Annotated in this window: 22 protein-coding genes; 11 read left to right on the forward strand and 11 right to left on the reverse strand. The window is 67.5% G+C overall.

The features are described from left to right. Nucleotides 1-1,985: putative bifunctional diguanylate cyclase/phosphodiesterase (locus tag VGF12_RS00780; RefSeq protein ID WP_331174141.1), on the reverse strand; the 1,985-nt coding region annotated here is incomplete at its 3' end. 146 nt (nucleotides 1,986-2,131) lie between these two features. Further along, entirely contained in the window at nucleotides 2,132-3,070 is a 939-nt protein-coding gene (locus tag VGF12_RS00785; RefSeq protein ID WP_331174142.1) for a bifunctional helix-turn-helix transcriptional regulator/GNAT family N-acetyltransferase, read from the reverse strand. An 87-nt stretch (nucleotides 3,071-3,157) separates the two neighbouring features. Here VGF12_RS00785 and VGF12_RS00790 point away from each other — a divergent pair, with 87 nt between their 5' ends. Then, on the forward strand, nucleotides 3,158-3,427 hold the full coding sequence (locus VGF12_RS00790; protein WP_414709957.1) for a hypothetical protein: 270 nt from the start codon (nucleotides 3,158-3,160) through the stop codon (nucleotides 3,425-3,427). Between the two features lie 26 nt (nucleotides 3,428-3,453). On the opposite strand, the gene VGF12_RS00795 is transcribed toward VGF12_RS00790, so the two are convergent. Continuing rightward, a complete protein-coding gene (locus tag VGF12_RS00795; RefSeq protein ID WP_331174143.1) occupies nucleotides 3,454-4,194 on the reverse strand; it encodes a DUF481 domain-containing protein in 741 nt (246 codons plus the stop codon). Nucleotides 4,195-4,377: 183 nt separating this feature from the next. On the opposite strand from VGF12_RS00795, the gene VGF12_RS00800 reads away from it, so the two are divergent. Further along, the gene (locus VGF12_RS00800; protein ID WP_331174144.1) at nucleotides 4,378-6,753 is read left to right on the forward strand and encodes a UvrD-helicase domain-containing protein; all 2,376 of its coding nucleotides are present in this window, start codon (nucleotides 4,378-4,380) and stop codon (nucleotides 6,751-6,753) included. Between the two features lie 117 nt (nucleotides 6,754-6,870). Here VGF12_RS00800 and VGF12_RS00805 read toward each other — a convergent pair whose 3' ends face one another. Then, entirely contained in the window at nucleotides 6,871-7,683 is an 813-nt protein-coding gene (locus VGF12_RS00805) for a class I SAM-dependent methyltransferase (protein WP_331174145.1), read from the reverse strand. A gap of 63 nt (nucleotides 7,684-7,746) precedes the next feature. On the opposite strand from VGF12_RS00805, the gene VGF12_RS00810 reads away from it, so the two are divergent. Next, the gene (locus VGF12_RS00810) at nucleotides 7,747-8,169 is read left to right on the forward strand and encodes a PaaI family thioesterase (RefSeq protein ID WP_331174146.1); all 423 of its coding nucleotides are present in this window, start codon (nucleotides 7,747-7,749) and stop codon (nucleotides 8,167-8,169) included. Nucleotides 8,170-8,239: 70 nt separating this feature from the next. Here VGF12_RS00810 and VGF12_RS00815 read toward each other — a convergent pair whose 3' ends face one another. The 4 genes from VGF12_RS00815 to VGF12_RS00830 form a co-directional block, all read right to left on the reverse strand. Continuing rightward, nucleotides 8,240-10,210, reverse strand: a complete 1,971-nt coding sequence (locus tag VGF12_RS00815) for a PhoX family protein (RefSeq protein WP_331174147.1) — start codon at nucleotides 10,208-10,210, stop codon at nucleotides 8,240-8,242. A gap of 88 nt (nucleotides 10,211-10,298) precedes the next feature. Further along, nucleotides 10,299-11,126 carry a BPSS1780 family membrane protein gene (locus tag VGF12_RS00820; protein WP_331174148.1) on the reverse strand — a complete coding sequence of 276 codons (828 nt, stop codon included), beginning with the start codon at nucleotides 11,124-11,126 and terminating at the stop codon, nucleotides 10,299-10,301. After that, the gene (locus VGF12_RS00825; protein WP_331174149.1) at nucleotides 11,123-12,127 is read right to left on the reverse strand and encodes a homoserine kinase; all 1,005 of its coding nucleotides are present in this window, start codon (nucleotides 12,125-12,127) and stop codon (nucleotides 11,123-11,125) included. The genes VGF12_RS00820 and VGF12_RS00825 overlap by 4 nt, the downstream gene beginning before the upstream one ends. 29 nt (nucleotides 12,128-12,156) lie before the next feature. Then, on the reverse strand, nucleotides 12,157-12,450 hold the full coding sequence (locus VGF12_RS00830) for a hypothetical protein (protein WP_331174150.1): 294 nt from the start codon (nucleotides 12,448-12,450) through the stop codon (nucleotides 12,157-12,159). Nucleotides 12,451-12,495: 45 nt separating this feature from the next. On the opposite strand from VGF12_RS00830, the gene polA reads away from it, so the two are divergent. From polA to VGF12_RS00850, 4 genes are all read left to right on the forward strand, one after another. Then, the gene (gene polA, locus VGF12_RS00835; protein WP_331174151.1) at nucleotides 12,496-15,252 is read left to right on the forward strand and encodes a DNA polymerase I; all 2,757 of its coding nucleotides are present in this window, start codon (nucleotides 12,496-12,498) and stop codon (nucleotides 15,250-15,252) included. Nucleotides 15,253-15,318: 66 nt separating this feature from the next. Beyond that, on the forward strand, nucleotides 15,319-15,666 hold the full coding sequence (locus VGF12_RS00840; RefSeq protein ID WP_331174152.1) for a type II toxin-antitoxin system prevent-host-death family antitoxin: 348 nt from the start codon (nucleotides 15,319-15,321) through the stop codon (nucleotides 15,664-15,666). Between the two features lie 3 nt (nucleotides 15,667-15,669). Next, a complete protein-coding gene (locus VGF12_RS00845; RefSeq protein ID WP_331174153.1) occupies nucleotides 15,670-16,290 on the forward strand; it encodes an AAA family ATPase in 621 nt (206 codons plus the stop codon). Between the two features lie 2 nt (nucleotides 16,291-16,292). After that, nucleotides 16,293-16,952, forward strand: coding sequence for a response regulator transcription factor (locus VGF12_RS00850; protein WP_331174154.1), 660 nt, complete (start codon nucleotides 16,293-16,295; stop codon nucleotides 16,950-16,952). A 9-nt stretch (nucleotides 16,953-16,961) separates the two neighbouring features. On the opposite strand, the gene VGF12_RS00855 is transcribed toward VGF12_RS00850, so the two are convergent. From VGF12_RS00855 to xdhA, 3 genes are read right to left on the reverse strand one after another with little or no spacing between them, the layout of a single operon-like run. Continuing rightward, nucleotides 16,962-17,552, reverse strand: coding sequence for a peptidoglycan recognition family protein (locus VGF12_RS00855; RefSeq protein WP_331174155.1), 591 nt, complete (start codon nucleotides 17,550-17,552; stop codon nucleotides 16,962-16,964). Continuing rightward, nucleotides 17,549-19,867, reverse strand: a complete 2,319-nt coding sequence (gene xdhB, locus VGF12_RS00860) for a xanthine dehydrogenase molybdopterin binding subunit (protein ID WP_331174156.1) — start codon at nucleotides 19,865-19,867, stop codon at nucleotides 17,549-17,551. Before xdhB ends, VGF12_RS00855 begins: the two co-directional genes overlap by 4 nt. Then, nucleotides 19,864-21,333: a xanthine dehydrogenase small subunit gene (gene xdhA / locus VGF12_RS00865; RefSeq protein ID WP_331174157.1), complete on the reverse strand. Its 1,470-nt coding sequence runs from the start codon at nucleotides 21,331-21,333 to the stop codon at nucleotides 19,864-19,866. The genes xdhB and xdhA overlap by 4 nt, the downstream gene beginning before the upstream one ends. Before the next feature lie 39 nt (nucleotides 21,334-21,372). Here xdhA and guaD point away from each other — a divergent pair, with 39 nt between their 5' ends. The 4 genes from guaD to VGF12_RS00885 all read left to right on the forward strand — a co-directional run. Further along, entirely contained in the window at nucleotides 21,373-22,680 is a 1,308-nt protein-coding gene (guaD, locus tag VGF12_RS00870) for a guanine deaminase (protein WP_331174158.1), read from the forward strand. Between the two features lie 141 nt (nucleotides 22,681-22,821). Continuing rightward, nucleotides 22,822-24,735, forward strand: a complete 1,914-nt coding sequence (locus VGF12_RS00875) for a S9 family peptidase (RefSeq protein ID WP_331174159.1) — start codon at nucleotides 22,822-22,824, stop codon at nucleotides 24,733-24,735. Between the two features lie 149 nt (nucleotides 24,736-24,884). Next, nucleotides 24,885-25,076, forward strand: a complete 192-nt coding sequence (locus VGF12_RS00880) for a hypothetical protein (RefSeq protein ID WP_331174160.1) — start codon at nucleotides 24,885-24,887, stop codon at nucleotides 25,074-25,076. A 100-nt stretch (nucleotides 25,077-25,176) separates the two neighbouring features. Further along, the coding region (locus VGF12_RS00885) for a response regulator transcription factor (protein ID WP_331174161.1) at nucleotides 25,177-25,900 on the forward strand (724 nt) is incomplete at its 3' end.

Raw genomic sequence — 25,900 nt, forward strand, 5'->3', positions numbered from 1 at the left:
AAATCGTCCAGCGAGATCTCGAAGCCGATCTCGCGAAGCTGGTGCATGACGCGCCGCACCTGCTCGGGCTGGCGCATCAGCATCCCTTCGGTGAGCTCCAGCACGATCTGCGGGGGCGGCACGGCCAGGCTGGCCGACATGGCCTTGATCATCCCGGGCAGGGCGCTGCTCGTGAACTCGGACGCGGCCATGTTGACGTGGACCTTGAGTCGCTGCAACGCGCCACCCTTCAGCGAGGCCAGATCACGCAGGGCCTGGCCCAGCACCCAGCGACCGATGTCGACTATGAGGTCGCTCTGCTCGGCGATGGGGATGAAGACGTCAGGCGGCACGCTGCTGCCGTCGGGCTTGGTCCAGCGCAGCAGGGCCTCCACGCCATGCAGAACGCCCGAGCCGATGTCGACGATGGGCTGGTAGACCAGGCGCAGCTGCTGGGTCTGGAGCGCCTCGTGCAGCTCGGTCTCGATGGCCAGGCGCCGGGCCAGCCGAGTGCGCTGCTGGGCCAGGGCGTCGGGGCTGCTGGTCGAGAAGACGTTGCTGCCGTTGCGTCCGTTTTGCTTGACGCGGTACATGGCCGCGTCGGCGCTGCGCAGCAGCTCGGGGCCGGTCTGGCCGTTCTCCGGGAAGCGGCTGACGCCAATGCTGGCCGAAACGGTCAGCGCCACGCCCTCGTAGGCGAATGGCCGGGTCGCCGCGGTGAGGGCCGCATCGACGAGGGCCGCCAGGGCCTGCTCGTCACCACTGTCGGGGACCAGCACGGCGAACTCGTCGCCGCCCAGGCGACCGACGCGGGCCGGCGGCGGCGCCAGCTCGCGTAGTCGACGCGCGAACTCTTGCAACAGCGCATTGCCGGCCTCGTGGCCGAAGGCGTCGTTGATGGGCTTGAAGCGGTCGAGGTCGATGAACATCAGCGCGAAGCGCCGGCCCAGGCGATGGCTCTGCGCGCAGTGGCGGTTGAGCTGCACGTAGAAGTGCGAGCGGTTGTCCAGCTCGGTCATCTCGTCAACTTGGGCCAGGCGGTGGATGACGGCCTCGGTCTCCAGGCGCTGGGCGGTCTGGGCGATCAGTGCGCCGATGGTGGCGGAGACCTTGGGCAACTGGGCTTCGGGCTGACGGGCCTGGCTGCTGTAGAACTCCAGCACGCCGGGCCGGTGGTGCTCACCGTTGTCCGACATGTAGGTGACCGGGAACACATAGCCCGACCACAAGCCGCAGGCCTGCGCGCCGCCGCGGCGCAGGAAACGCGCGTCGGTGCTCATGTCCTCCACCCATTCGGGCTGGCCCGTGGCCCAGACACGGCCGACCAGACCCTCGCCAGGCGCCATGCTCAACACTGCACTCATGTTGCTGAACGCGTCGAGCTCGCGGTCCGGCGCATGCCAGGACTGCCGGCAGCGCAGCCGCCCGCCTGCATCGTCGCCAGCCTCCATGCGCCAGTAGGCGCCCCATTCCCAGCCGAGGTTGCTGCAGATGAGCTGGATGACGTTGGTGATCGCGTCCTCCAGCGTGTGGGTGCCGATCAGGTACTCGGTCAACGCATAGCCCAGGCGCTCGCGCACGGCGGCATGGGTGAGGGCGGTGATGTCCTGCAGCAGGCCGTGGCGCCATCGCGGTCGTGCGGGGTCGGGCGGCAGCGGCGTCACGCGCAGCCAGCGCATGCCGCGTGCGAGGCCGATGACGCGGACGTCCAGAGACGGCGCGGCCTGTGCGTCGCTCCACAGTCGTGTCAGCGCCGGCAGGTCGTCGTCGACGACATGGCTGAAGCAGGTGTCGAGGTCGCCGCTGGCGGTGCCGGACACCTCCAGGTACTCGGCGGCGACCGGAGACAACAGGCTCAGGCCGGTCTGAGGGTCGTACCACCACTGGCCGAAGCCGGCCACGCGTTCGAGGTCCGGATGACGGCCCGCCGCATCGACCGCACGCGGCCGTCCCGTACCGGGAAGAGCGGAAACGGTCTTTGCACTGGCGTCCGGCGTGCTTGTCATGCGCGGGGGCGACGCAATTCACATGCCAATGAGCGAGACCGTCAGGGTGAGAACGATGTCACGGCGGGGTAAGCGTGCCGTCGGCCACCGTCCCCGCAAGGGTGCAGTCCGCCGCGTTGACGCACGGCGTTGGTGCGTCGAGTCGGCTACAGCTTCAGCGCCCAGCGCTCGCTGACGACCGCCTGGCCGAAGCTGTCGAGGGCCTCGCTGGTGACGAGCCGGTAGCCCTCGGCGGCATAGATCGCCCGTGCAGCGGTCAGCGCGCTCTGCGTCCACAGCACGATGCTCTTGTAGCCGGCGGCACGCGAGAAATCGGTGCACTGGCGCACCAGGCGCTTACCCACACCCAGGCCGCGGGCATGGGGCTCGACCAGTAGCAGGCGCAGCTGGGCGATGCCGGGACGCACGCGGCCGGTGACCTCGTCGCGTGCCTGCACGAGCATGACGCTGCCCAGCCGTTGCGGCCCTCGCCCGGCAATCCAGCAGGCTTCGCGCCCGGCCTTGAAGTGATCAACGAAGTCCGCGCAAATGCGAGCTACGAGGGCCTCGAAGCGGCCGTCCAGGCCGTACTCGGCCGCGTAGACGGCGCCGTGGCGCTCGATGATCCAGCCCAGGTCGCCGGGCAGCTGAGGGCGCAGCGCGACGGGCGGCTGCATGTCGGGCTCCAGCACAGCCTGGATGCGCAACATCGCCTCCACCAGCGCCTCGCGCTGTGGCGGGGACAGCGGGGCGAGCAGCGCCTCGGTCTCGGCCTGGCTGTCGCGGTCCAGTGGGGCGAAGGCCCGCTTGCCGGCGGGGCTGAGCTTGAGCAGGGTCTGGCGGCGGTCGCTTGGATGGTCCTGGCCGGATAGCAGGCCACGGGCCTTGAGGCCGCGCAGCAGGCGGCTCAGATAGCCGGCATCCAGCTGCAGGCTCTTGCTCAGCGCCGCGGCGCTCAGCGGTGCGTGGTGGGCCAGTTCCCACAGCAAGCGGGCCTCTGGCAGGCTGAAGTCACTGCCAGACAACGTGGCTGCGAGCATTCCGATGCGGCGCGTGTAGAAGCGGTTGAAGGCGCGGACGTCCTGAGCCTGGGCAGCGATGTTCATGTCGGCCATCATCGCCATAATGGTTGCTTTTGGCAACCATCTGGCGGGAGAGCTACGCTGCGTACTTCATCGCAAGGGAGGCGCCGCTTGGGCATCGTGGTGTATTGGCTGGAAGGCGAGGGCGAGTCGGCCGGGCCGGTCTGCGAGTTCTTCGGCAGTGCGGAGCTGACGCAGGCCTTGGCGTGTGCTGAAGACAGGCGCAGGCAGGGGCATCGGCACGTCAGCATCTCCACCGAGTTGGAAGACCATGTCGGCCAGCCCGGCGTGGCGGCGGTGGAGGGCGGCAGGACGCCCGATGGCCATCCCTACGATTGGTCCAAGGCCGGGCGCGCCGGCAAGGTGCGCAAGGGACGTTGAGGTCGGATGCGCCGGCTCCCGTCGCGTCAGAACTTGTAGCCGAAGCCGACGGTCAGCAGGCTCTCGGTTTTCTTCAGGCCTTCCGGGACGACGCTGTTGTAGTGGCTCGACAGCCCGGTGTTGAGCGTCCAGCCACCGCTGATCTGTGTGGACAGGCCAGCGTCGAAGTTCACGCGCGTGCCAAGGTCGCCGCTCTTGGGGTGGTAGGTCAGCCGTTGCTTGAACGAGGTCGTGTCGGTGAGCTTGTGCTTGGACTCCTCGCCCAACAGGCCTTGCGCACCCGTGTCGGATGTGCCGTCGATGAAGCGGGTGTCCGTGTAGCCCACGCCGCCGAACACGTCGAAGGTATGCCGCTCTTCGCGCAGCACGTGATAGCCCATGCCGCCATTGAGGCTGTAGCGGTCACGCACGCCTGCACCGGCCTTGTCGGTCTCGCCTTCGGCGGCGCCGAACGCAAACCAGTCGGGGCTCAGGTTGAAGTCGTAGCGGCCGCCCAAGCGAAGCAGGTCGGCGGAGGTGGACTTCACGCCATCCACCTTGGTGCGGCCGTAATTGCCGACGCCGTAGAGGCTGATCTTGTCCTGGGTGGTTGCACGGGTGGTGTTGGCATTGGCGGACAGCGTCATGCTGTCGTTGTTGCCGCTGGACAGGGCGCCGCCCAGGCTCGCGTCACCGTGCCACAGACCGTCCTGCTTGTCTTGGGCGTGAACTGCGAGTGGGGAGGCGAGGGCGACGGCGGCGGCAGCTACGGCGAGGGTTCGAAACATGAGGTACTCCAGAACGCAAGAAAAAACCCCAACGACTTGCGTTGGGGGTGAATGACTGTGACGCACGCCGTTAACAGGGTCATCACGCAACCATGCTGCCATGAAATCTAGGGTTTCCACCAAGTAAAGGGCGCTGGGAGGTAACGAAGTCGGTGGAGAAGGGCGGCTCCTTAAAATGCCGCAATGACCCCCGCGCCAGACGCTGCTGCACTGCACAGTCCCCTTCTCCAGCACCTCAATTCCGAGCAACTTGCCGCCGTCACGGCGGCTCCAGAACCCGCGCTGATCCTGGCCGGCGCCGGCTCTGGCAAGACCCGCGTGCTGACCACCCGCATTGCCTGGCTGTTGCAGACGGGCCAGGCCAGCCCCGGCGGCATCATGGCCGTCACGTTCACCAACAAGGCCGCCAAGGAGATGCTTGCGCGCCTCTCCACCATGCTGCCCTTCAACGTGCGCGGCATGTGGATCGGCACCTTCCACGGCCTTTGCAACCGCTTCCTGCGCGCGCATTGGAAGCTGGCCCACCTGCCGCAGGCTTTTCAGATCCTGGATGCCAGCGACACGACCTCCGCCGTCAAGCGCGTCATCAAGGCGATGAACCTCGACGAGGAGCGCTTCGTGCCCAAGCAGGTCGGCTGGTTCATCGCCGGCTGCAAGGAGGAGGCCTTGCGTCCCGGTGACGTGGAGCAGCGCGACGAGCAGACCAGGAAGCTCGTCGAGATCTACGCCAACTACGAGGACCAATGCCAGCGCGAGGGCGTGGTGGACTTCGCCGAGCTGATGCTGCGCTCCTACGAGCTGCTGCGCGACAACCCGGCCGTGCGTGAGCACTATCAGCATCGCTTCCGCCACATCCTCGTCGACGAGTTCCAGGACACCAACAAGCTGCAGTACGCGTGGCTGAAGATGTTCGCGCCGCCGGGGCTGGACAACGGTCAGAGCCTGCTGGCCGTGGGTGACGACGACCAGAGCATCTACGCCTTCCGCGGCGCGCGCGTCGGCAACATGGCTGACTTCGAGCGCGAATACCGTGTGAAGAAGGTCATCAAGCTGGAGCAGAACTACCGCAGCTTCGGGCACATCCTGGACGCGGCCAACGAGCTGATCAGCCGCAACAGCCAGCGACTGGGCAAGACGCTGCGCACCGACGCCGGCCAGGGGGAGCCCATCCGCGTGCAGGAGGCACCCAGCGACTTCGCCGAGGCGCAGTGGCTGATCGAGGAGATCCAGCAGCTCCACCGCGGCGGGCTCGACCGGCAGGAGATCGCCGTCTTGTACCGCAGCAATGCGCAGTCGCGCGTCATCGAATCGGCGCTGTTCAACTCCGGCATCCCCTACCGCGTCTATGGCGGCCTGCGCTTCTTCGAGCGTGCCGAGGTCAAGCATGCGCTGGCCTATCTGCGCCTCCTGGAGAACGCCAACGACGACACCAGCTTCCTGCGCGTCGTCAACTTCCCGACCCGCGGCATCGGCGCCAAGACCCTGGAGAACCTGCAGGACGCTGCCAAGGCCTCGGGCCGCAGCCTGTACCAGAGCGTGGGCGCCATCGCCGGCAAGGGCGGGGCCAATCTCGCCGCGTTCACGAACCTGATCGACTCGACGCGCAACCTGACCCAGGGCATGACGCTGCGCGAGATCATCGAGCAGGTGCTGGAGACCTCGGGCCTGCTGGACTTCTACCGCACCGACAAGGACGGTGCCGAGCGGCTGGAGAACCTGGATGAACTGATCAACGCCGCCGAGGCCTTCGTCATGCAGGAGGGCTTCGGCAAGAACGCCGTGGGCCTGCCAGTCGACGAGATTGCGCCCAGCGTGCAATCCACGGGCACGCCGGGTGCCGTGCCCGATGCCGAGACCGGCGAGATCATGTCGCCGCTGGTGGCCTTCCTGACGCACGCCTCGCTGGAGGCTGGCGACAACCAGGCCCAGGCCGGCCAGGATGCCGTGCAGTTGATGACGGTGCACTCGGCCAAGGGCCTGGAGTTCGATGCCGTCTTCATCACGGGGCTGGAAGAAGGCCTGTTCCCGCACGAGAACGCCATGTCCGATCACGATGGGCTGGAGGAAGAGCGGCGCCTGATGTACGTGGCCATCACGCGCGCGCGCAAGAAGCTGTCATTGAGCTTTTGCCAAACGCGCATGCTGCACGGTCAGACGCGCTACCACGTCAAGAGTCGTTTCCTCGACGAACTGCCGGAAGAGGCTCTGAAATGGTTGACACCGCGCAACCAGGGCTTCGGCTCGGGCTATGCGCGCGAGTACCAGCAGGCCTGGGAACGCGGCACCGGCCTCAAGGGCATGGTGGGGGCGGGCCGTGTGGACGCGGGTCAGCGCGCCGCCTGGGTGGAGCCGCCCGTGCCGGCCAGCATGCGGCAGAAGGTCTCCGAAGAGCATGGCGGCCTGCGCGTCGGCAAGGGTGTGTTCCACACCAAGTTCGGCGAGGGCGTGCTGCTCACGCTGGAGGGCTCGGGCACGGATGCGCGCGCGCAGGTGAACTTTGGCCGCCACGGCACGAAGTGGCTGGCGTTGTCCGTTGCCAAGCTCACGCCGATCGATTGACCGTCCCCCGTCCGGCCTCGCGCTGCGGAGCGCCATTGCGGCATTGAGCCGTTCGCACATCGCCGGCTCGGGTCGCGCGTGGGTCGCGCCAGCGCCCCGGCCCGCAGCGGCGTATTTTCAGCGACCGACGATGATGACGTGGGCCTGCATCAGCGTGTCTATGGCGCCGACGCCGAAGCGCTCGCCGATGGCCTGGGCGATGTGGGCCGTAAGTTCCGGCAGGCGCCCGGGCGCGCGCGCCTCGATCTCGCCACGCAGCGGAGTCCCTTGGCAAAATCCCAGGGCCGGGCCGGATGGCGACTCGGCGCGCGCACGCATCGGCAGCGTGATGATGTCCGCCTCGTGCTCGAAGCCGCCTTCGGCGAGGTCGGCCCGCAACTGCTCCACGTCGTGATAGCCATGCGGCGTGCGGACGAGGAAGCGCGGTGGGTCGTCTGGGAAGGTCAGGGCCAGCGCCTTGGTGACGGTGTCGGCCAGCTCGTTGCTGTCGATGTGGTCCCAGACGTTGAAGACAAAACAGCCGCCCGGCTTCAGCACGCGGCGGATCTCGGCAAAGGCCTGCGGCCGGCTGGGAAAGAACATGGCACCGAACTGGCAGGTCACCAGGTCGAAGCTCGCATCGGCGAAGGGCAGGGCCATGGCGTCAGCCTGCTGCCACTCCACGGGCCGGGCGGTGCCCAGCGTGGTGGCCAGTTCCAGCATGGCAGGGTTGAGGTCGCTGGCGACGATGCGGGTGCCCGGCGGCAGCTCGGCCGCCAGCCGGCGTGTCAGCATGCCGGTACCGGCGGCGATCTCCAGCACTGCGGCCGGTTGCAGCGCAGCGACGCGCGCGGCCAGGTCCACCGCATAGGGTTCGAAGATCAGCGGCACCATATAGCGCTCGTAGAGCTGGGGGATGGAGCCCGTGAATCCCCGGTCGGCAAGTTCCATGGGGCGATTCTGATGCGGTGCTAGGCTCGCCGTCGACCGCTTCGCAAATCCTTTCAAATTGCCATGACCGAACCCCGTCCCTCGCAGGCCGACCTCGCTGCCTTTCTGCTGACCGAGTTCCCGCAGAACCGCTGCACGCTGGAGGACATGGATGAGGACGGCAGCGTCGTCGTCGCTCACCCGGTGGGCGAGCGCGAGCTCCGCCCGGGCGGCACGGTGTCGGGTCCGGTCATGATGACATTGGCCGACGTGGCGCTCTACATCGCCATCCTGGCGCGGATCGGCATCGTGCCGCTGGCGGTGACCACCAACCTGTCCATCAACTTCCTGCGCAAGCCGCGCGCGGACCGGCGTGTCGTGGCGCGTTGCCGGCTGCTGAAGCTGGGCAAGGCGCTGGCGGTGGGCGAGGTCTACATCTACTCCGAAGGCGAGGATGAACCGGTCGCGCATGCGACCGGCACCTACTCGATACCGGGGAAGCGTTGAACGGGTCAAGAGCGGGGGCGCGCGCCCGCCGCCGGGGCGCGGGCTGTGGCGGCCCCGTTCGACGCTTCGGTCAGACCGACTTCTTGGCCAGGCTGATGCTGCTGATGGCGCCCGTCAGATAGCCCACCTGGGCACCGAAGCGGTCCTTGAAGTTGGCGCGCACCAGCGGGTCCAGCGTGGCCTTGACCTTGTCGTGCAGCGGCGCGCCCCAGTCGCCGGCGTGCTGGAAATTGCTGGTGATGTAGGTCCAGCCATTGAGGTCGTCGACCACGCCCAGGCCGGTGGCTTCGGCACCCGAGGGCATGGACACGAGGCGGCTCAGCACCTTGGTGTCGACGTTGTAGGCCCAGACGAAATTGTTGACGTGGTAGCCGCTGTCCTCGCCGATGAAGAGCGTGCGGAGCTTCTCGGAGAACTTCAGGTTGTCCGGCGCGGCGACCTTGTCGGCGTTGCAGAGGTTGCCCAGTGCGTCAGCCGCGGCGAGGTCTTCACCGATCAGCAGCGTCTTGGTCAGCGAAGGCACCCAGTCGCTGTTGATGGCCGTGCCTGCCGTGTCTTTCTGGCCCGCGCTCAGCGTGTGGGCCAGCACGCCGCCGGCGTTGAGTGTCTTCTCGATGGTGATGTTGTAGGCGTCGTTCCACGCCGCGTTGCCGCGCACCATGGAGCTCTGCATGTTCTGCAGCGCCGAGTAGGCGACCTTGTCCTTCACGTTGACGGTGGTGCCTTCCATCTTGGTGAAGGCCATCGAGCCGCCCTTGAGCGCAGCGTAGCGGTGCGTCTCGAGGAAGGCGGCGGCCTTGTCCATGCCGGCCTTCACACGGACCCACTGCACCTTGCCGCTGAACCAGATCTTCGTGTACGACGCGTCAGCCGGGTCCGTCGTGGCGACATCCATGATGTCCGTGGCCTTCAGCGTGTCGGCCAGCGTCTTGATCTCCGCGCTGCTGGCCGAGCCAAGCTTGATCCACGTGATGGCCGCGCCGGCCGCTGTCGTATCCAGCGAGAAGCCGGTGCCGAATTTGGCCACGTAGAGCGTGCCGGCGGAGAGGTCCTTCTCCTTGTCGGCCACGAACATGAAGAAGCCGCCGTTGGTCGCGTCGTCGCCCATGATGGCGGTGCGGTTGTCGGGCATGACCTGGATCAGCTCGTGCGAGATGCGGCCCAGGCAGTAGTGCTTTTTGATGGTGCCGGTGCCGTCAGGGTTCACGGTCACTTCGGGCAGGTGGCCGTAGTGGTAGGGGTTGGCCTTGGTGGCATCGCCGAACAGGTTCTGGCTGTACGCCTTGAACATGGTGTTGGAGGCGATCGTGAACGCGTCGGGCTCGTATTCCTCGCTCGAGAGGTGGGTGCCCCAGGGCGACAGGCTGGAGCCGCAGGTGATCCACAGGCCCATGGCGGGTGCGGTGTCCACGTTGTGGTATTTCACGAGCGAGAGCTTGCCGGTGGACTGGTCCTGGTCCAGCGTCAGCACGGCGATGGGCGAGGGCAGCTTGCCGTACATGTCGGTCTTGCCGTCCTGGGCCCAGGTCGTGTATTCGAACTGCACGACGGCGAACACGGCCTTGCCCTTGATGCCGGTGACGGTGGGGTTGTCGAGCTTGAGCAGCGAGGTGCCGTCCGGCGAGTCGCTGAAGAACTGGCGCTCCTTGCCGGCCACGGTGGCATCGACGATGGGCTTGCCAGCGAAGTCGACATAGCCGCCCGCCAGCAGGGTGCCGCCCTTGCCGTCGGAGACGAGGTCGCCAGTCGTGAAGAACGGGGCGTAGGACAGCGAGAAGCCTTGCGTGCTGTCGTCGCTGAACTTGACCATCAGCGTCGAGTTGACGAGGGTCTTGGCCATGTCGGCCGGCACTGCGAGGCTGGGCGCGGCCATGGGCACGAAGCTCGCCGATGCGAAGCTCGCGGCGGGGGGGCTGTCGTCGCTGCCGCCGCCGCAGGCGGTCAGCAGACCGCCGAGGGCGGTGCCGCCCAGCGGCAGCATCAGGGGGGTGCCCAGGAACTTCAGGGCCTGGCGGCGGGGGAGAGCGTTGGAGTGGGACATGGAAGCGGCAGACTGCCCGTGCGGTGAAGACCGCGACAATCTAGGAGGCTTGCATGTCGCCCTCGTGAAAACCCGAGAGTGATGGGTGTCAGGCTTTGTTGTCGAGCACGTCCTGCGGGGCGCCGAACATGAAGCAGTCGACGAAGCTGAAGTAGAGCGAGGCGTAGAACACCGTCGACAGCATCAGGCCGATGGCCATCAGCACGATGGGCGCGACCTGAGCAAGGCCGATCAGCGCGAACACCAGACTGACGACGCTGGCCACGCCCATCAGCAGGCCGCCCCACAGCAGCATGTTCAGGGCGAACGCGGCCTTGTTGCGCCACAGCGCCAGCGTGCTGGAGAAGAGCGCCTGGGCCACGCCCTGGCCGCCCCAGTGCACCAGCGCGGGTGCATGCCAGTAGGGCACCGACAGCAGTCCCATCAGGCTCATGCGCGTGGCCAGGCCCCAGAACAGGCGTGGGTCGGTGGCCGCGTTGGCGATGGCCTCGTTGTCGGCGTTCTCGGCGATGAGCTTCTGCAGGTCGCGCGTGCTGCCGCCGTCGATCCAGTCGGCCAGCAGGCCGATGACCAGCATGGCGCCGGCATAGCCCAGGCACAGCAGCAACTGGCTGCGCCGCCGCTCGGTCGTGAGCTTCAGCGGTGCGACGAAGACGCTGGCCGTGGGCGTCTTCTTCTGCAGCACGAGGTGCGTGGCCAGCATGAAGCCCAGCGACAGCAGCGGCAGCGAAGCCATGGTCAGCAGCAGACCGACGCCGGGGATCAGCATGGCTACGAAGCCAGCAAACAGGAAGAGGCCAAACAGGCCGGCCAGGGCGAGCGGCTGGCGCTGGAAGACCTTGAAACCGTGACGTATCCATAGCCGCCCGTTGCGCGCCGGCACGTTCTGGAGGTGCAATTGCATCGTCGTGCTCATGCGTCGATCCTCTCCGGCATGGCGTGCCAGGGCTTGGCGATGCGCTGTCGCAGCACTCGTTCGAAATGGCGTGGGTCGTGGGCCTTGAGCAGGCTGGCCTCGCGCGGCAGGTGCAGGTCGTACAGCCGCGACAGCCAGAAGCGCAGCGCCGCTGCGCGCAGCAGGGCCGGCAGCAGCCGGTGCTCGGCACCGGACAGCGGCCGCACGCTCTCATAGGACGCGACGAAGACCGCGGCGCGTTCCTCGATGAGGCGGCCATCGCTCAGGTCGATGCACCAGTCGTTCAGGCAGACCGCGAGGTCAAACAGCCAGGTGTCGCAGCCGGCGAAATAGAAATCGAAGAAGCCGGTCAGCCGTTCACGGCCGGGGCCCTCGCCGGGCTCGAACATGACGTTGTCGCGGAACAGGTCGGCATGGATCGGCCCCTTTGGTAGATCGGCATAGCGGGGTGATGCGGCCAACTGTTCCTGGTAGGCCAGCTCCTCCTGCAGCAGCGCGGTCTCGGCCGTGTCCAGGAAGGGCAGCAACTGCGGCGTGACCTCGCGCCACCAGGCCAGGCCGCGCAGGTTGGGCTGGTGGAGGGCGAAGTCCTGGCCGGCCAGATGCATGCGGGCCAGCGTTGCGCCGACCTGCTCGCAGTGGAAGGCGTCGGGCGCCAGCTGGTGGCCGCCGTGCAGCCGGTCGACGATGGCGGCGGGCTTGCCCGCCACCTCGAAGAGGATCTCGCCGCTGGCGTCGGCGTGCGGTTCGGGCACCGGCACGCCGCGTTGGGCCAGGTGTTGCATCAGCCGTAGGTAGAAGGGCAACTGCTCTGCCGTCAGGCGTTCGAACAGCGTCAGCACGTAGCGCTGCAGGTGGCCTTCGGCCTGCGTGCAGTCGACGAAGTAGTTGGTGTTCTCAATGCCGGCACCAATGCCGCGCAGCGAGGCGAGTTGCCCCAAGTTGAGGTGGTCCAGCAGGGCCTGGGCCTGCGCGGGGCTGACTTCGGTGAAAACGGCCATGGAGATGGCGACCCGCAGGCCGCGCGCGATCAGAAGTTGAGGACTCGCCAGACCCGAGTGCCCGAGCCGCTCTTGCTCATGCCGGTGCCCGTGCCGCCGGCCGACTCGCGACCCGCGTCATTGACGACGATTTCGTAGTCCGGTGCCTTGGTGACCTTGTTCTTCACCGTCACCTTCTTGGCCTCGCCGCGCACCTTGAGCTCCTCGATCCGGACCTGGTCGTCCTCGGCCACGGTGCGCTCGACCTTGGGCTCGGGTGGCGGGTTGGCCAAGGCGCTGCCACAGAGGGCGGCAAGCAACAGGGGGACGGCGAGACGACGCATGATGCTGCCGATTCTAGGTGGGCGCCTGCCGGACAATCCGTCGCCATGAGTAAACCCATCTTGCTGCTGGTCGACGGCTCCAGCTACCTCTACCGCGCCTTCCACGCCATGCCCGACCTGCGCGGGCCCGAGGGCCAGCCCACCGGGGCGGTGCACGGCATGGTGGCCATGCTGAAGAAGCTGCGCAACGACATCGGCGCCGAGCACGCCGTCTGTGTGTTCGACGCACCCGGCAAGACCTTCCGCGATGACTGGTACCCGGAGTACAAGGCCCAGCGTGCGCCCATGCCGCCCGAGCTGCGGACCCAGATCGAGCCCATCCACGAGGTCGTCAGGCTGCTGGGCTGGCCGGTGCTGATGGTGCCGGAGGTGGAGGCCGACGACGTCATCGGCACGCTGGCCGACGTGGCAGTGAAGCAGGGTCACCGCGTGGTGGTGTCGACCGGCGACAAGGACCTGGCACAGCTCGTCAACGCTGATGTGGAACTCATTAACACGATGAGCAACGAGCGTCTGGACGAGGCCGGCGTGCTGGCCCAGTTCGGTGTGGCGCCGGCGCGCATCATCGACTACCTGACGCTGATGGGCGATACGGTGGACAACGTGCCGGGCGTCAGCGGCGTCGGCCCCAAGACGGCGGCCAAGTGGATCGCCGAGCATGGTTCGCTGGACGCCGTCATCGCCGCGGCCGGATCGATGAAGGGCAAGGCGGGCGAGAACTTGCGTGCGGCGCTGGACTGGCTGCCCCTGAGCCGCCGGCTCGTCACCGTGAAACTGGACTGCGACCTTGCCGGCCACATCGCCGGTTGGCCGACGCTGGAGTCGCTGGCCCTGCGCGAGTTGGACAAGGAGGCCCTGGCCGCCTTCTACACGCGCAACGGCTTCAAGACCTGGCTGAAGGAGCTGACGGGCGAAGCCCCTGCGCCCAGGCCCAAGTTGGCTGCGGCTGCCCCCGGCCTGTTCGACGAGGCCCCGCCCGCGCCGGCCATCGACGTCGCCCGCAAGTACGACACGATCCTCAGCTTCGAGCAGCTCGACGCCTGGATCGCCCGCCTTCGTGCCGCACCGCTGTGCGCGCTGGACACCGAGACCGACTCGCTGGACCCAATGGCCGCGGCCATCGTCGGCATCTCCTTTGCCGACGAGCCCGGCGAGGCGGCCTACATCCCGCTGCACCACAGCGGCCCCGACGCGCCAGAGCAACTGCCGTTCGACGAGGTGATGGCGCGGCTCAAGCCCTGGCTGGAGGACGCTTCCGCCAAGAAGATCGGCCAGAACTTGAAGTACGACCGCCATGTACTGGCCAACCACGGCATCAGCCTGGCCGGCGTGCAGCACGACACCCTGCTGGAAAGCTATGTGCTCGAAGCCCACAAGACCCACAACCTGGAGGCGCTGGCCGAGCGCCACCTGGGTCGAAAGGGCCTGAGCTACGAGGACTTGTGTGGCAAGGGCGTGCACCAGATCCCGTTCGCGCAGGTGGACGTGGCCAAGGCCACGACCTATTCGGGCGAGGACAGCGAGATGTGCCTGCATCTGCACGAGGTGCTGTGGCCGCAGATCGAAGCCGACGAGGGCCTGACGCGCATCTATCGCGACATCGAGATGCCCACGGCCGAGCTGCTGGCCCGCATCGAGCGCCAGGGCGTGCTGATCGACGCCGAGAAGCTCAAGCAGCAGAGCCATGAGATCGGCCAGCGCCTCGTGCTGCTGGAACAGCAGTGCTACGACATCGCCGGCCAGCCGTTCAACATCGGCTCGCCCAAGCAGATCGGTGACATCCTGTTCACCAAGCTGGGCCTGCCGGTCGTGAAGAAGACGGCTACCGGCGCGCCGTCCACCGACGAAGAGGTGCTGACCGAACTGGCTGCGGACTTCCCGCTGCCGGCCAAGATCCTCGAGTACCGCGGCCTGTCCAAGCTCAAGAGCACCTACACGGACAAGCTGCCGCTGCAGATCAATGCCCACACCGGCCGCGTGCATACCAACTACGCCCAGGCTGTGGCCGTGACGGGGCGTTTGTCCAGCAACGAGCCCAATCTGCAGAACATCCCCATCCGCACGGCGGAAGGGCGGCGTGTGCGAGAGGCCTTCGTCGCACCCGAGGGCTGCCGCATCGTCAGCGCCGACTACTCGCAGATCGAGCTGCGCATCATGGCCCACATCAGCGAGGACCCGGGCTTGCTCAAGGCGTTCAAGGAGGGCCAGGATGTGCACCGAGCCACTGCATCCGAGGTGTTCGGCATCGCGCTGGACGAGGTCTCCAGCGAGCAGCGCCGCTATGCCAAGACCATCAACTTCGGTCTCATCTATGGCATGGGCGCCTTCGGCCTGGCTTCGGCGCTGGGCATCGAGCAGAAGGCTGCCAAGGACTACATCGACCGCTACTTCACGCGTTTCGCGGGCGTGAAGCGCTACATGGACGAGACCAAGGCAGGGGCCGCTGAGCGCGGCTATGTGTCCACGCTGTTCGGGCGGCGCATCTACCTGCCCGAGATCCGTGGCGGCAATGGCCCGCGGCGCGCGGGCGCCGAGCGCCAGGCCATCAATGCGCCCATGCAGGGCACCGCGGCCGACCTCATCAAGCTGGCCATGCTGGCCGTCCAGGCCGAGCTGGACCGCGCGGGCAAGCAGTCCAAGATCGTCATGCAGGTCCACGACGAACTGGTCTTCGAAGTACCCGAAGCAGAACTGGACTGGATGCGCGCCGAGGTGCCGCGACTGATGGCGGGCGTGGCCCAGCTCAAGGTGCCGCTGCTGGCCGAGGTGGGCGTGGGCAACAACTGGGAAGAGGCCCATTGAGGCATTGATTCCACATTTTTCATAAAATAGGCAAAATACAGATATTGCCTATATTGGAGGCCGCCCATGTCTGCCGTTCTCGAGCCCGCCATTGCCGACCAACTGCCCAGCGTGTCGGCCACCCAGCTCGTGGCCGGTATCCAGAAGGTGGGCCGTGCCGTGGCAGCCCATGGTGCGGTGCTCATCACCAAACATGACCAGCCCGCCTTCGTGCTGATGTCGGTGGAGCGCTATCGCGAGCTGCAGCGTGCCGCGGAACCCGATCTTGGCGCGCTGGTCGGCGAGTTCGACGAGATGCTGGCGCGCATGCAGGGCCAGGGCGGCGCGATGGCAGACGCCTTTGCGATGACGCCGCAGGCCATGGGTGCGGCGGCGGTCAAGGCCGCCAAGCCTTCCCGTCGCAAGGTCGCCTGAGCTTTGCCAGCCAGTCTCTTCGTGCTGGCTGGCGTCAACGGTGCCGGCAAGAGTTCCATCGGCGGCGCGGCCCTGCGGGCCAGCGGTGCCGAGTTCTTCAACCCCGACGTCACCGCCGCGCGCTTGCGCGAAGAGCAGCCGGGTCTGTCGGCGAGCCAGGCCAACGGCCTCGCCTGGACGTTGGGCCGACGGGGCCTGGAGCGGGCGCTGGAAGAAGAGCTCACCTATGCCTTCGAGACGACGCTGGGCGGCGCCAGCATCACGAAGCTGCTGCTGGACGGTGCGCGGGCGGGGACTGCGGTGCACCTGTGGTATGCAGGCCTGGCCACACCCGAGCTGCACCTGCGCCGCATCGCCGCGCGCGTGGCGGCCGGTGGGCACGACATCCCCGAGTCCAAGGTGCGCGAGCGCTTCGACGCCAGCCGCAGCAATCTCATCAAGCTGATGCCGCACCTCGCCAGCCTGCGCGTCTACGACAACAGCTTCGAGGCCGACCCGCGAGCCGGCCGGTCGCCGCAGCCCGTGCTGCTGCTGCAGATGCAGGCCCGCCGCGTCGTCGACCATGCACCGCTGCGTCGCGTGCCCGCCTGGGCCAAGCCGCTGCTGGCTGCCGCGCTGCGTTGACTATGATCGAAGTCAAACGAGAGGTGGTGATGCAGGTTTTGCTGGTCGATGCTTTCCCGATGGTGCGCGCGGCGCTCACCGGCCTGGTCGAGCAGCATTTCGCTGGTGCCCGGGTGCAGGGCGTGGACAGCGTCGCCGCCGCGCATGCCGCGCTGGCCCAGGGCATCCCCCGCCTGGTGCTGCTGGACCTGCATGTGGACGGCGGCTTCGAGCTGCTGCAGCAGATCCACCGCGAGCACCTGCTGCTGCCGGTCGTCGTCATTTCCGGCAGCGACGATGCCGAGGAGGCCCTGCAGGCCCTGGGTGCCGGCGCGATGGGTTATGTCCCTGAGCGCAGCGACCTGCACACGCTGGTGCAGGCCCTGCACCTGGTACTGGCTGGCGGCACCTACGTTCCGCCGCTGAAGCCGCGCGCCGATGAGGCGCCCAAGCCAGCCGAGACGGGCGCCCCGGCGTCCGACTGGTCGGAGCTGCCGCTCACGCCGCGCCAGAAGCACGTGCTGCATCTGCTGATGCAAGGCTTGTCCAACAAGCTGATTGCTCGCGAGCTGGGCGTCAGCGTCGACACAGTCAAGGACCACGTGGCTGCCGTGCTCAGGGCCCTGGGCGCGAGCTCGCGCACCCAGGCCGTGTTCATCGCCACCCAGAAGATCCGCGGCTAGAGCCCGGCGCTAGAGGCGCTTCGCCACCTCGGCCTTGAACCAGCCCGACTCGAGGTAGGCATAGAAGTTCTTGCCCGGGCAGACCGTCTGGGCACTGAAATCCTTGTGGCTGGCAATGGCGTCCAGGCCGAGGTGGTGGTCGCGTGCCAACCAGGCCGTCAGCTCGACGGCGGCGTTCAGCTGTGCCTGTGTGGGTTGCTGCTCCTCGAAGTTGCCCACCAGCATGACCAGGGCATGGCCGCGCGGGTCGTACTCGGTGTTGGTGTCACCGGCCTGGGCGAGCGGTCGCGCCGCGTAGATGCGGCCGTCGGTGGCGATGACGTAGTGGTAGGGGATGTCCGACCAGCGCTTGGTCAGCCGCGACCACTGCTGCAGCCGGCGCAGATAGGCCGCAGGATCCGTCCCTTCCTTCCAGATCTCGCCCTGGTGGTGCAGCGTGATGTGGGTGATGTGCTGAGGCGGCGTGGCCGAGGCCGCCACGGGCGTGCCGCCCCAGGCATCGACGCCGATGATCTGCGGCGCAGGCGCAGGCGCAGGCGCGGGTCGAGGGCTGGCGCAGGCGGTCAGGACCAGCAGCAGGGCGAGGGCAGCGGCTCTCATCGGACTGCGTCGATGGCGTTCAACACCGCCTCGGCCGTGGCCGGCGCGCGCAGCGGCGGGTCGCATGGATCTGGCCCGCAGGCCGCGCAGGCGTCCTTGATCGCGAGCAGCGCGGCGAAGCCCAGCAGCAGCGGGGGTTCGCCGACGGCCTTGCTGCGGTGGATGGTCTCGCTGGCGTTGGCGATGCCGAAAAGTTCGGTGCGGAACTCGGGCGGGCAGTCGTTGGCCGTAGGGATCTTGTAGGTGCTGGGCGCGTGCGTCGTCAGCAGACCCGTGACCGGGTGCCAGACCAGCTCTTCCATCGTCAACCAGCCCATGCCCTGGATGAAGCCGCCCTCGATCTGGCCGATGTCGAGGGCCGGGTTCAGGCTATGGCCCACGTCGTGCAGGATGTCCACGCGAATGATGCGGCTCTCGCCGGTCAGCGTATCCACCAGCGCCTCGCAGACGGAGCCGCCCCAGGCGTAGTAGTAGAACGGGTGACCCTGCAGCCTGGTCTTGTCCCAGTGCAGGCCGGGTGTGGCGTAGAAGCCGTCGCTCCAGAGCTGGATGCGCTTCAGATAGGCAGCGGCGACGAGTTCGCCGAAGGCGAGGCTCTGGCCACCACCGCTGACCTGGCCGCCGTCGAAGGTGACCAGCTCGGTCGCACAGCCAAAGCGTTCGGCCGCGAATCCAGCGAGGCGCTGCTTGATCTTGCGGGCAGCATCCTGCGCGGCCTTGCCGTTCAAGTCGCTGCCGGTCGAGGCGGCCGTTGCCGAGGTGTTGGCGACCTTGCTGGTGTCGGTCGCCGAGCAGCGCACCGAGCTCAGAGGCAGACCCAGCTCATGTGCCACGACCTGAGCGACCTTGGTGTTCAGCCCCTGGCCCATCTCCGTGCCGCCATGGTTCACCAGCACGGATCCGTCGGTATAGACGTGCACCAGCGCACCGGCCTGGTTCAGGTGGGCGACGTTGAAGGAGATACCGAACTTCACTGGCGTGAACGCCAGGCCCTTCTTCAGCACCGGGCTGGCCGCGTTGAAGGCGGCGATCTCGGCGCGGCGTTCGGCATAGCGGCTGCTGGCCAGCAGTTGGGCCGTCAGCGGTTGCGCATGCAGCTCTTCCACCTTCTGCCCATAGGGCGTCACGTCCTGGCCGGCGGCGTAGAAGTTGCGCTGGCGTACCTCGGCACCGTCCAGCCCCAGCCGTCGTGCGATGCCGTCCAGGATCATCTCAATGGCGATGGCGCCTTGGGGTCCGCCGAAGCCGCGGAAGGCTGTGTTGCTCTGCGTGTTGGTCCTTGCGCAGTAGCCGTGCATGGCCAGATGTGGCAGCCAGTAGGCATTGTCGAAGTGGCACAGCGCGCGGGCCATCACCGGCGCGGACAGGTCGGCGCTGTGGCCGGCGTTGGAGACCAGGTCGATCTCGGCGGCCAGGATTCGACCGTCGGCGTCGAACCCCACGTCCCATTGGTAGTCGAAGCCATGGCGCCTCCCCGTGACGAGGAAGTCGTCGTCACGGTCCACACGCAGCTTGACGGGTTTCCTCAGCTTCAGGGCAGCGATGGCCGCGACGCAGGCGAACAGTGCGGACTGCGATTCCTTGCCCCCGAAGCCGCCGCCCATGCGCCGACATTGCACCGTCACGCGATGGGCGTGCCATCCCAGGCAATGCGCGACGAGCTGCTGCATTTCGCTGGGATGCTGTGTGGAGCAGTGCACCAACAGGCTTTCGCCGCCTTCCTGCGGCACGGCCAGACTGATCTGGCCCTCCAGGTAGAACTGTTCCTGGCCACCCAGGCTCCAGCTGCCCTGCAGGCGCAAGGGGGCTGCGGCCAGATGCCGGCCAGGCTCGCCGCGCGTCAGGTGCATGGGCGGCAAGACGTACTGGCCCTTGGCGTGCGCATCGAGTGCGGTGAGCACGGCCGGCAGCGCTTCGGCCTGGATGACCTGCTTGGCCAGGCCCGCTGCGCGGCGGGCCAGTTCGCGGTTCGTCGCGATGACGGCGAACACGGGCTGACCGACGTAGCGCAGCTCGCCGTCGGCGAGGATGGGGTCGTCGTGCAGCAGCGGGCCACAGTTGTTCTCGGCGGGGATGTCGGCCGCACCGAACACCGCGACGACGCCGGGCATCCGGCGGATGCGTTCCAGGTCGACGCTCAGCAGTCTGCCGTGGGCAATGGGCGACAGTCCCAGCGCCGCGTGCAGCGTGCCGGCGGGCTCGGGCAGGTCGTCGGTGTAGGGCGCGGCACCACTGACGTGCAGGTGGGCCGACTCGTGCGGGGTCGACGTGCCCACGACGGGATGCAGCACGGGCAGGGCTTCAGGCTTGTTCATGCCGGCACCTCCTGCAGGGACGGCCAGATGCCGATGGACGCGGCGGCGGCGGTCTCAAGCCACATCTTTGTGAACAGGTTCTGTGCGACCTTGAGCCGGTAGGCGCTCGAGGCGCGCATGTCGGTCATTGGCTGGAAGTCCTGCGGCAAGGCAGCGGCCGCGGCGCGGGCGGTGGCCTCGTTCCAGGGCTGGTCGATGACGGCGGCCTCGGCGGCAGCGGCGCGCTTGACGATGCCCGCCATGCCGCCGAAGGCGAAGCGTGCTTCGCGCACGAGACCGGCATCGACACGCAAGGCCAGCACAGCGCAAACGGCCGAGATGTCGCTGTCGTGGCGCTTGGCGACCTTGTGGGCGCTGAACTGCCAGTCATCCCCCGGCAGCGGCACGTGCAGGGCCTCGACGAACTCGCCGGGCTGCAAGTCCTTTTTCATGTAGTCGACGTAGAAATCCTGCAGCCTGATGCGACGCTGCGTGGCGCCGCGGCGCAGGATGACGTCGGCGCCCAGCGCGATCAGGGCGGGCGCGCCGTCACCGATGGGCGAGCCGTTGGCGATGTTGCCGCCCAGCGTCCCCGCATGCCGCACCGGCGGCGATGCAAAGCGCAGCCACAGCTCGCGCAGGCGCGGCACGATGGCGTCCAGCGCGGCCCAGCTGTCTTCCAGCGAGGCGGCGGCGCCAATCCGCAGGGCCGAGTCTTCGCGGCGGATCTCGCGCAATGCCGCAATGCGGCCGGTGTAGATGATGTCGCCCAGGTCGCGGAACTGCTTGTTGACCCACAGGCCCACGTCTGTAGAGCCGGCCAGCAGCGTCGCCCGCGGGTGGGCCTCGCGCAGCCGGGCCAGGTCGGAGACGGTTTGTGGCGCGTGGAAGCGGACGCCAGCGGGGCCGTAGTCCAGCGGCGCGTCGTTGGCCAGCACCTGCAGCGCGGCGGCGATAGGCGCGCGATCCACGCAGCGGGCGGGGCCCTCGAACATCTGCTCACCGGCATCGAGAATGGGCCGGTAGCCGGTGCAGCGGCAGAGGTTGCCGGCCAGCGCGTCGGCCAGCTGCTGACGCGTCGGCTTGGTGCCGGCCGCCTGGTGGGTCTCGTAGCAGGCGGTCAGGCTCATGACGAAGCCGGGGGTGCAGAAGCCGCACTGGGAGCCATGGCAGTCCACCAGCGCCTGCTGGGCCGGATTGAGTTGCCCGGGGCCGCCCAGGTCTTCCACGGTCAGCAGCGCTCGGCCGTCCAGCGTCGGCAGGAACTGGGTGCAGGCATTGACGTTGTGCAGTGCCAGTTGGCCGTCAGCGCCCAGTTCGCCTTGAAGGACCGTGCAAGCGCCGCAGTCGCCCTCGGCGCAGCCTTCCTTGGTGCCGGTGCAGCCGGCATGTTCGCGCAGGTACTGCAGCACGGTCGTCGTCGGGGGCAGGTCGGCCACCTCGACGACCTCGCCGCGGTGGAAAAAGCGGATGGGTCGGGTATTCATGCTGCTCCTGATTGTCGAGCGTTGCCTCAGAATTGCCATATGAGTTTTACTAACCAGGAAAAATTCGCCGACAGCCCGCGCCGATGGGCTTTGCGGGGCGATCTGCTGGATTTCACGGATGCACCGCGCTGGGGCGACACGGAGTCGCCAGCGGTGCGTTTCGACCGCGACCACTGGCTGCTGATCGAGGACGGGCGCATCGTCGGACGACAGGCCGCCGAGCCGGACGGGACCTGGGCGCGCAAGGACCATGCCGGCCGGCTGGTGTTGCCGGGCTTCATCGACACCCATGTCCACTGCCCGCAGCTGGAGGTCATTGGTTCCTACGGCACGGAACTGCTGGACTGGCTGAAGCGCTACACCTTTCCCAGCGAATGCGCCTTTGCCGACCCGGCGCGCAGTCACGCGGGCGCCGAGGTTTTCCTGGACGCGCTGCTGGCCAGCGGCACCACCTCGGCCGTCGTCTTTCCAACGGTGCACAAGGTCTCGGCTCAAGCCTTGTTCGAGAGCGCTGCGGCACGCGGCATGCGCCTCATCACCGGCAAGGTGCTGATGGACCGCCATGCGCCGGACGGCTTGCGCGATGACGTGGTCCAGGCCGAGCGGGACTGCATCGACCTGATCAGCCGATTCCACGGCCGGGACCGACTGGCCTATGCCGTTACGGTGCGCTTTGCGCCCACCAGCACTCCCGAGCAACTCGCGATGGCCGGCGCCCTGTGCCGGGCCGACGCCAGCCTCTACATGCAAACCCACGTGGCCGAGAACCGCGCCGAGGTGGCCTGGGTGGGCGAGCTCTTCCCGCAGGCGCGCAGCTATCTGGACGTCTACGACGGCGTGGGCCTGGTGCACGAACGCTCGGTGCTGGCGCATGGCATCTATCTGGATCCGCGCGACCGCGTGGCCATCGCCGATCGTGGCGCTCAGGTCGCCCACTGCCCCTCCAGCAATCTCTTTCTCGGCAGCGGCCTGTTCGACTGGCCGGGTGCGGCCTTCAACATCAGCCTGGCTTCGGACGTGGGCGGCGGCACGACGCTATGCCTGCCGCGCAACATGGCGGACGCCTACAAGGTGCAGGCCCTGCGGGGCGATCGGCTGACGGCCTGGGCTGCCCTGCACGCGGCCACGCGTGGTGCGGCCGAGGCGCTGCGACTGGGGAGCGAGATTGGCGGCTTGTCGGTGGGCCAGATGGCGGACATCTGTGTCTGGGACTGGGCCCGAGGCCCTGTGGCCGAGGCGCGTGACGCGGTCGCCCGCGAGCTTCACGAGCGCGTTTTCGCCTGGATGACGCTGGCCGACGAGCGCAACCTCGCTGCCTGCTACGTCGCTGGTCGCCCCATGAATTGATGCTGCACCCAGGTCGACTCGGGAACGGCCCAGCGTCGCCTTGAACCGCCTGTACCGCGAATCCGCCGGTTCGTCATAACGCGGATGAGCACGGACGAGGGGGATGGTTAGAGTCTCCCCACCTGATTACACGGAGACTCCATGAGCCGACCCCTGCTGACCCTCGTCGCAACGCTTGCCCTGCTGGCGGGCACCGCTGTCGCAGCCGACAAGCCAGCCGCCGAGAAGCCCGCCGCCGCCATTGCACATAAGGCCGCCAAGCGATACACCATCGAACAGTTCATGGCCACCGTGAACATCGGTGGTGCCAGTTTCTCCGCCGACGAGAGCCGCATCCTCTTCCACAGCAACGAGAGCGGCATCTTCAACGTCTATGCCATGCCCGTGGGCGGCGGCAAGCCGGTGCAGCTGACCAGTTCCAAGACTGACAGCCACTACGCCGTCGGGTTCTTCCCTGGCGACGACCGCATCCTCTACACCCGGGACCAGGCCGGCAACGAGCTCAACCACCTGTACGTGCGGGAGCTGGACGGCAGCGAGCGTGACCTGACGCCGGGTGACAAGCTCAAGGCCAACTTCTTGGGATGGAGCGGCGACGACACGGCCTTCTACGTCTCGACCAACGAGCGCGACCCGCGCTTCTTCGACCTATACCGCTTTGACGCCAAGACCTATGCCCGGACGCTGGTCTTCAAGAACGAGGCCGGCTGGGAGGTCGCCGACATCAGCCGCGACGGCCGCTGGCTGGCGCTGGCCAAGGTCAACACCACCGCCGACTCCGATGTGCACCTGGCCGACCTGAAGAGCGGCGAGATCAAGCACATCACCAAGCACACTGGGGTGGCCCAGTACGCGCCGCAGGACTTTACGCCCGACAGCAAGGCGCTGCTCATGACGAGCAACGACGGCGGCGAATTCACCCGCGTCGTCGCCTACGACATCGCCAGTGGTACCAGCCGCGAGGTCGAGAAGGCCGATTGGGACGTCGCCTATACGGCCTTTTCCAAGGATGGCCGCCACCGCGTCACCGGCATCAACGCCGACGCCAGCATCGCATTGCGCCTGTACCGCGACGGCCAGCCCATCGCGCTGCCCAAGCTGCCCGGCGGCGAGGTGCGGGGGGTGCGCTTTTCGGCCAGCGGCAAGCGCATGGCCTTCTACGTGAACGGTGACCGCTCGCCCAGCAACCTCTTCGTTGCTGACGTGGGATCCAGCGCGGCGCCGCGCCAACTGACGCAAAGCCTGTCCAAGGACATCGACCCCAATGAACTGGTGGATGCCTCCGTCGCCCGGTTCAAGAGCTTTGACGGCATGGTCATCCCGTCGGTCTACATGGTCCCGAAGGAGGCTTCGCCGACGAACAAGGTGCCTGCCATCGTCTGGGTGCATGGCGGCCCGGGCGGCCAGACCATGCGTGGCTACTCGGCGTTGATGCAGTACTTCGTCAACAACGGCTATGCGGTGCTGGGTATCAACAACCGTGGCAGCTCGGGCTACGGCAAGAGCTTCTTCACGGCCGATGACGGCAAGCACGGCCGTGAGCCGCTGTGGGACTGCATCGAGGCCAAGACCTTCCTCGCCTCTACCGGCGTCATCGACCCCGAGCGTATCGGCATCGTGGGCGGCAGCTATGGCGGCTACATGGTGTTGTCGGCCATGGCTTTCCGCCCCGAGGCCTTCAAGGTCGGCATCGACATCTTCGGCGTCGCCAACTGGATTCGCACGTTGGAGAGCATCCCGCCGTACTGGGAGAGCTTCCGTCAGGCGCTGTACCAGGAGATCGGCGATCCTGTGAAGGACCGCGAATTCCTGATGGCCACCTCGCCGCTCTTTCACGCCAAGGAGATAAGGAAGCCCCTGATGGTCATCCAAGGCGCCAACGATCCGCGCGTCATCAAGCCTGAAAGCGATGACATCGTCGCGGCCGTGAAGAAGAACAACGTGCCGGTGGACTACCTGGTGTTCGACGACGAGGGGCACGGCTTCTCGAAGAAGAAGAACCAGATCGAGGCCAATCGCCGTATGGTCGAGTTCCTGGACAAATACTTGAAATGAGCCGTCGCCCGGGGCGGACCTTGGCTGCTCCCGCGCGAGGACGGCGACGCTGGCGGCCGTGAGCCGCAAGCACGTCGCCCGCGCGGGGCGGCTTGGGCCCGCTCCGGCGCTCGGCGCGCGTTGAGATCATTGAGAAGAGGAGTTCCGCGATGTTCGGCTTCCTGCTCTGGTGCATCCTGTTCGTAATCTGCTGGCCGCTGGCGCTGCTGGCTCTGGTCCTTTGGCCGCTGGTCTGGCTGATCACGCTGCCGTTCAGGCTGCTGGGCATCGCGGTCGACGGCGTGTTCGGCCTGCTGCGCGCCATCGTCATGCTGCCGGCGCGGGTGTTGGGAGGACGCTAGGGGGTTGCGCAGGCGGGCGCCCGCCCGGCCTCTACGCCGGTGTCTCGGAACGGTGCAAGAATGGCTCCCGTTCCCCCAACGATACCGACGCGCCGACGCCGTGACGCACCAGCACATTGCCGTAGTCGACGACGAGACCGCCATCACCGAGCTGCTCGCTCACTACCTCGGCACGCATGGCTTCAGAACCACGCAGCTGCACTCGGGTCGTGCGCTGATGGAACTCATGCCCGTGGACCCGCCCGAGCTGGTGCTGCTGGACCTGGGCCTGCCTGGCGAGGATGGCTTCGCCATCGCCCGGCAGCTGCGTGAGCACTGGCGCTGCGGGCTGGTCATCATCACGGGTCGCGGTGATGCGGTCGACAAAGTCGTGGGCCTGGAGGTGGGGGCCGACGATTACGTCACCAAGCCCTTCGACCTGCGTGAGCTGGTGGCGCGCATCAAGGCCGTGCTGCGGCGCATCGAGCCGGCGCCGCCCGCAGCGGCAGCGCCGGCGGGCCCCGCAGCGACCTCACCGGCCGCGAGTGCCTGTCTGTGCTTTCTGGGTTGGCGACTGGATCTGGCTGCCCGCCGCCTGGACGACCCTGCTGGCGCCGAGGTGAGGCTCACCACGGGCGAGTTCGAGCTGCTGGCGACACTGGCCCAGCACGCAGGGCGCGTGCTGTCGCGCGACTTCCTGCTGGAGCACACGCGCGGCCGCGAGGCCGCGCCTTTCGACCGCACGATCGACGTGCAGGTCGGCCGTCTGCGCAAGAAGCTGGAGGCGAACGCCGAGAATCCGCAGATCATCAAGTCGGTGCGCGGTGCCGGCTACATCTTCATCC

The sequence above is a fragment of the Roseateles sp. genome (genome assembly GCF_036404855.1).
GTDB lineage: Bacteria > Pseudomonadota > Gammaproteobacteria > Burkholderiales > Burkholderiaceae_C > Pelomonas.

Coding starts and splice junctions, on each gene's coding strand:
- VGF12_RS00875 (WP_331174159.1), top strand. CDS start 22,822: ATGAGCCGACCCCTGCTGACCCTCGTCGCAACGCTTGCCCTGCTGGCG.
- VGF12_RS00815 (WP_331174147.1), bottom strand. CDS start 10,210: ATGTCCCACTCCAACGCTCTCCCCCGCCGCCAGGCCCTGAAGTTCCTG.
- xdhA (WP_331174157.1), bottom strand. CDS start 21,333: ATGAATACCCGACCCATCCGCTTTTTCCACCGCGGCGAGGTCGTCGAG.
- polA (WP_331174151.1), top strand. CDS start 12,496: ATGAGTAAACCCATCTTGCTGCTGGTCGACGGCTCCAGCTACCTCTAC.
- xdhB (WP_331174156.1), bottom strand. CDS start 19,867: ATGAACAAGCCTGAAGCCCTGCCCGTGCTGCATCCCGTCGTGGGCACG.
- VGF12_RS00800 (WP_331174144.1), top strand. CDS start 4,378: ATGACCCCCGCGCCAGACGCTGCTGCACTGCACAGTCCCCTTCTCCAG.
- VGF12_RS00795 (WP_331174143.1), bottom strand. CDS start 4,194: ATGTTTCGAACCCTCGCCGTAGCTGCCGCCGCCGTCGCCCTCGCCTCC.
- guaD (WP_331174158.1), top strand. CDS start 21,373: ATGAGTTTTACTAACCAGGAAAAATTCGCCGACAGCCCGCGCCGATGG.
- VGF12_RS00830 (WP_331174150.1), bottom strand. CDS start 12,450: ATGCGTCGTCTCGCCGTCCCCCTGTTGCTTGCCGCCCTCTGTGGCAGC.
- VGF12_RS00850 (WP_331174154.1), top strand. CDS start 16,293: ATGATCGAAGTCAAACGAGAGGTGGTGATGCAGGTTTTGCTGGTCGAT.
- VGF12_RS00785 (WP_331174142.1), bottom strand. CDS start 3,070: ATGAACATCGCTGCCCAGGCTCAGGACGTCCGCGCCTTCAACCGCTTC.
- VGF12_RS00840 (WP_331174152.1), top strand. CDS start 15,319: ATGTCTGCCGTTCTCGAGCCCGCCATTGCCGACCAACTGCCCAGCGTG.
- VGF12_RS00855 (WP_331174155.1), bottom strand. CDS start 17,552: ATGAGAGCCGCTGCCCTCGCCCTGCTGCTGGTCCTGACCGCCTGCGCC.
- VGF12_RS00825 (WP_331174149.1), bottom strand. CDS start 12,127: ATGGCCGTTTTCACCGAAGTCAGCCCCGCGCAGGCCCAGGCCCTGCTG.
- VGF12_RS00805 (WP_331174145.1), bottom strand. CDS start 7,683: ATGGAACTTGCCGACCGGGGATTCACGGGCTCCATCCCCCAGCTCTAC.
- VGF12_RS00880 (WP_331174160.1), top strand. CDS start 24,885: ATGTTCGGCTTCCTGCTCTGGTGCATCCTGTTCGTAATCTGCTGGCCG.
- VGF12_RS00820 (WP_331174148.1), bottom strand. CDS start 11,126: ATGAGCACGACGATGCAATTGCACCTCCAGAACGTGCCGGCGCGCAAC.
- VGF12_RS00810 (WP_331174146.1), top strand. CDS start 7,747: ATGACCGAACCCCGTCCCTCGCAGGCCGACCTCGCTGCCTTTCTGCTG.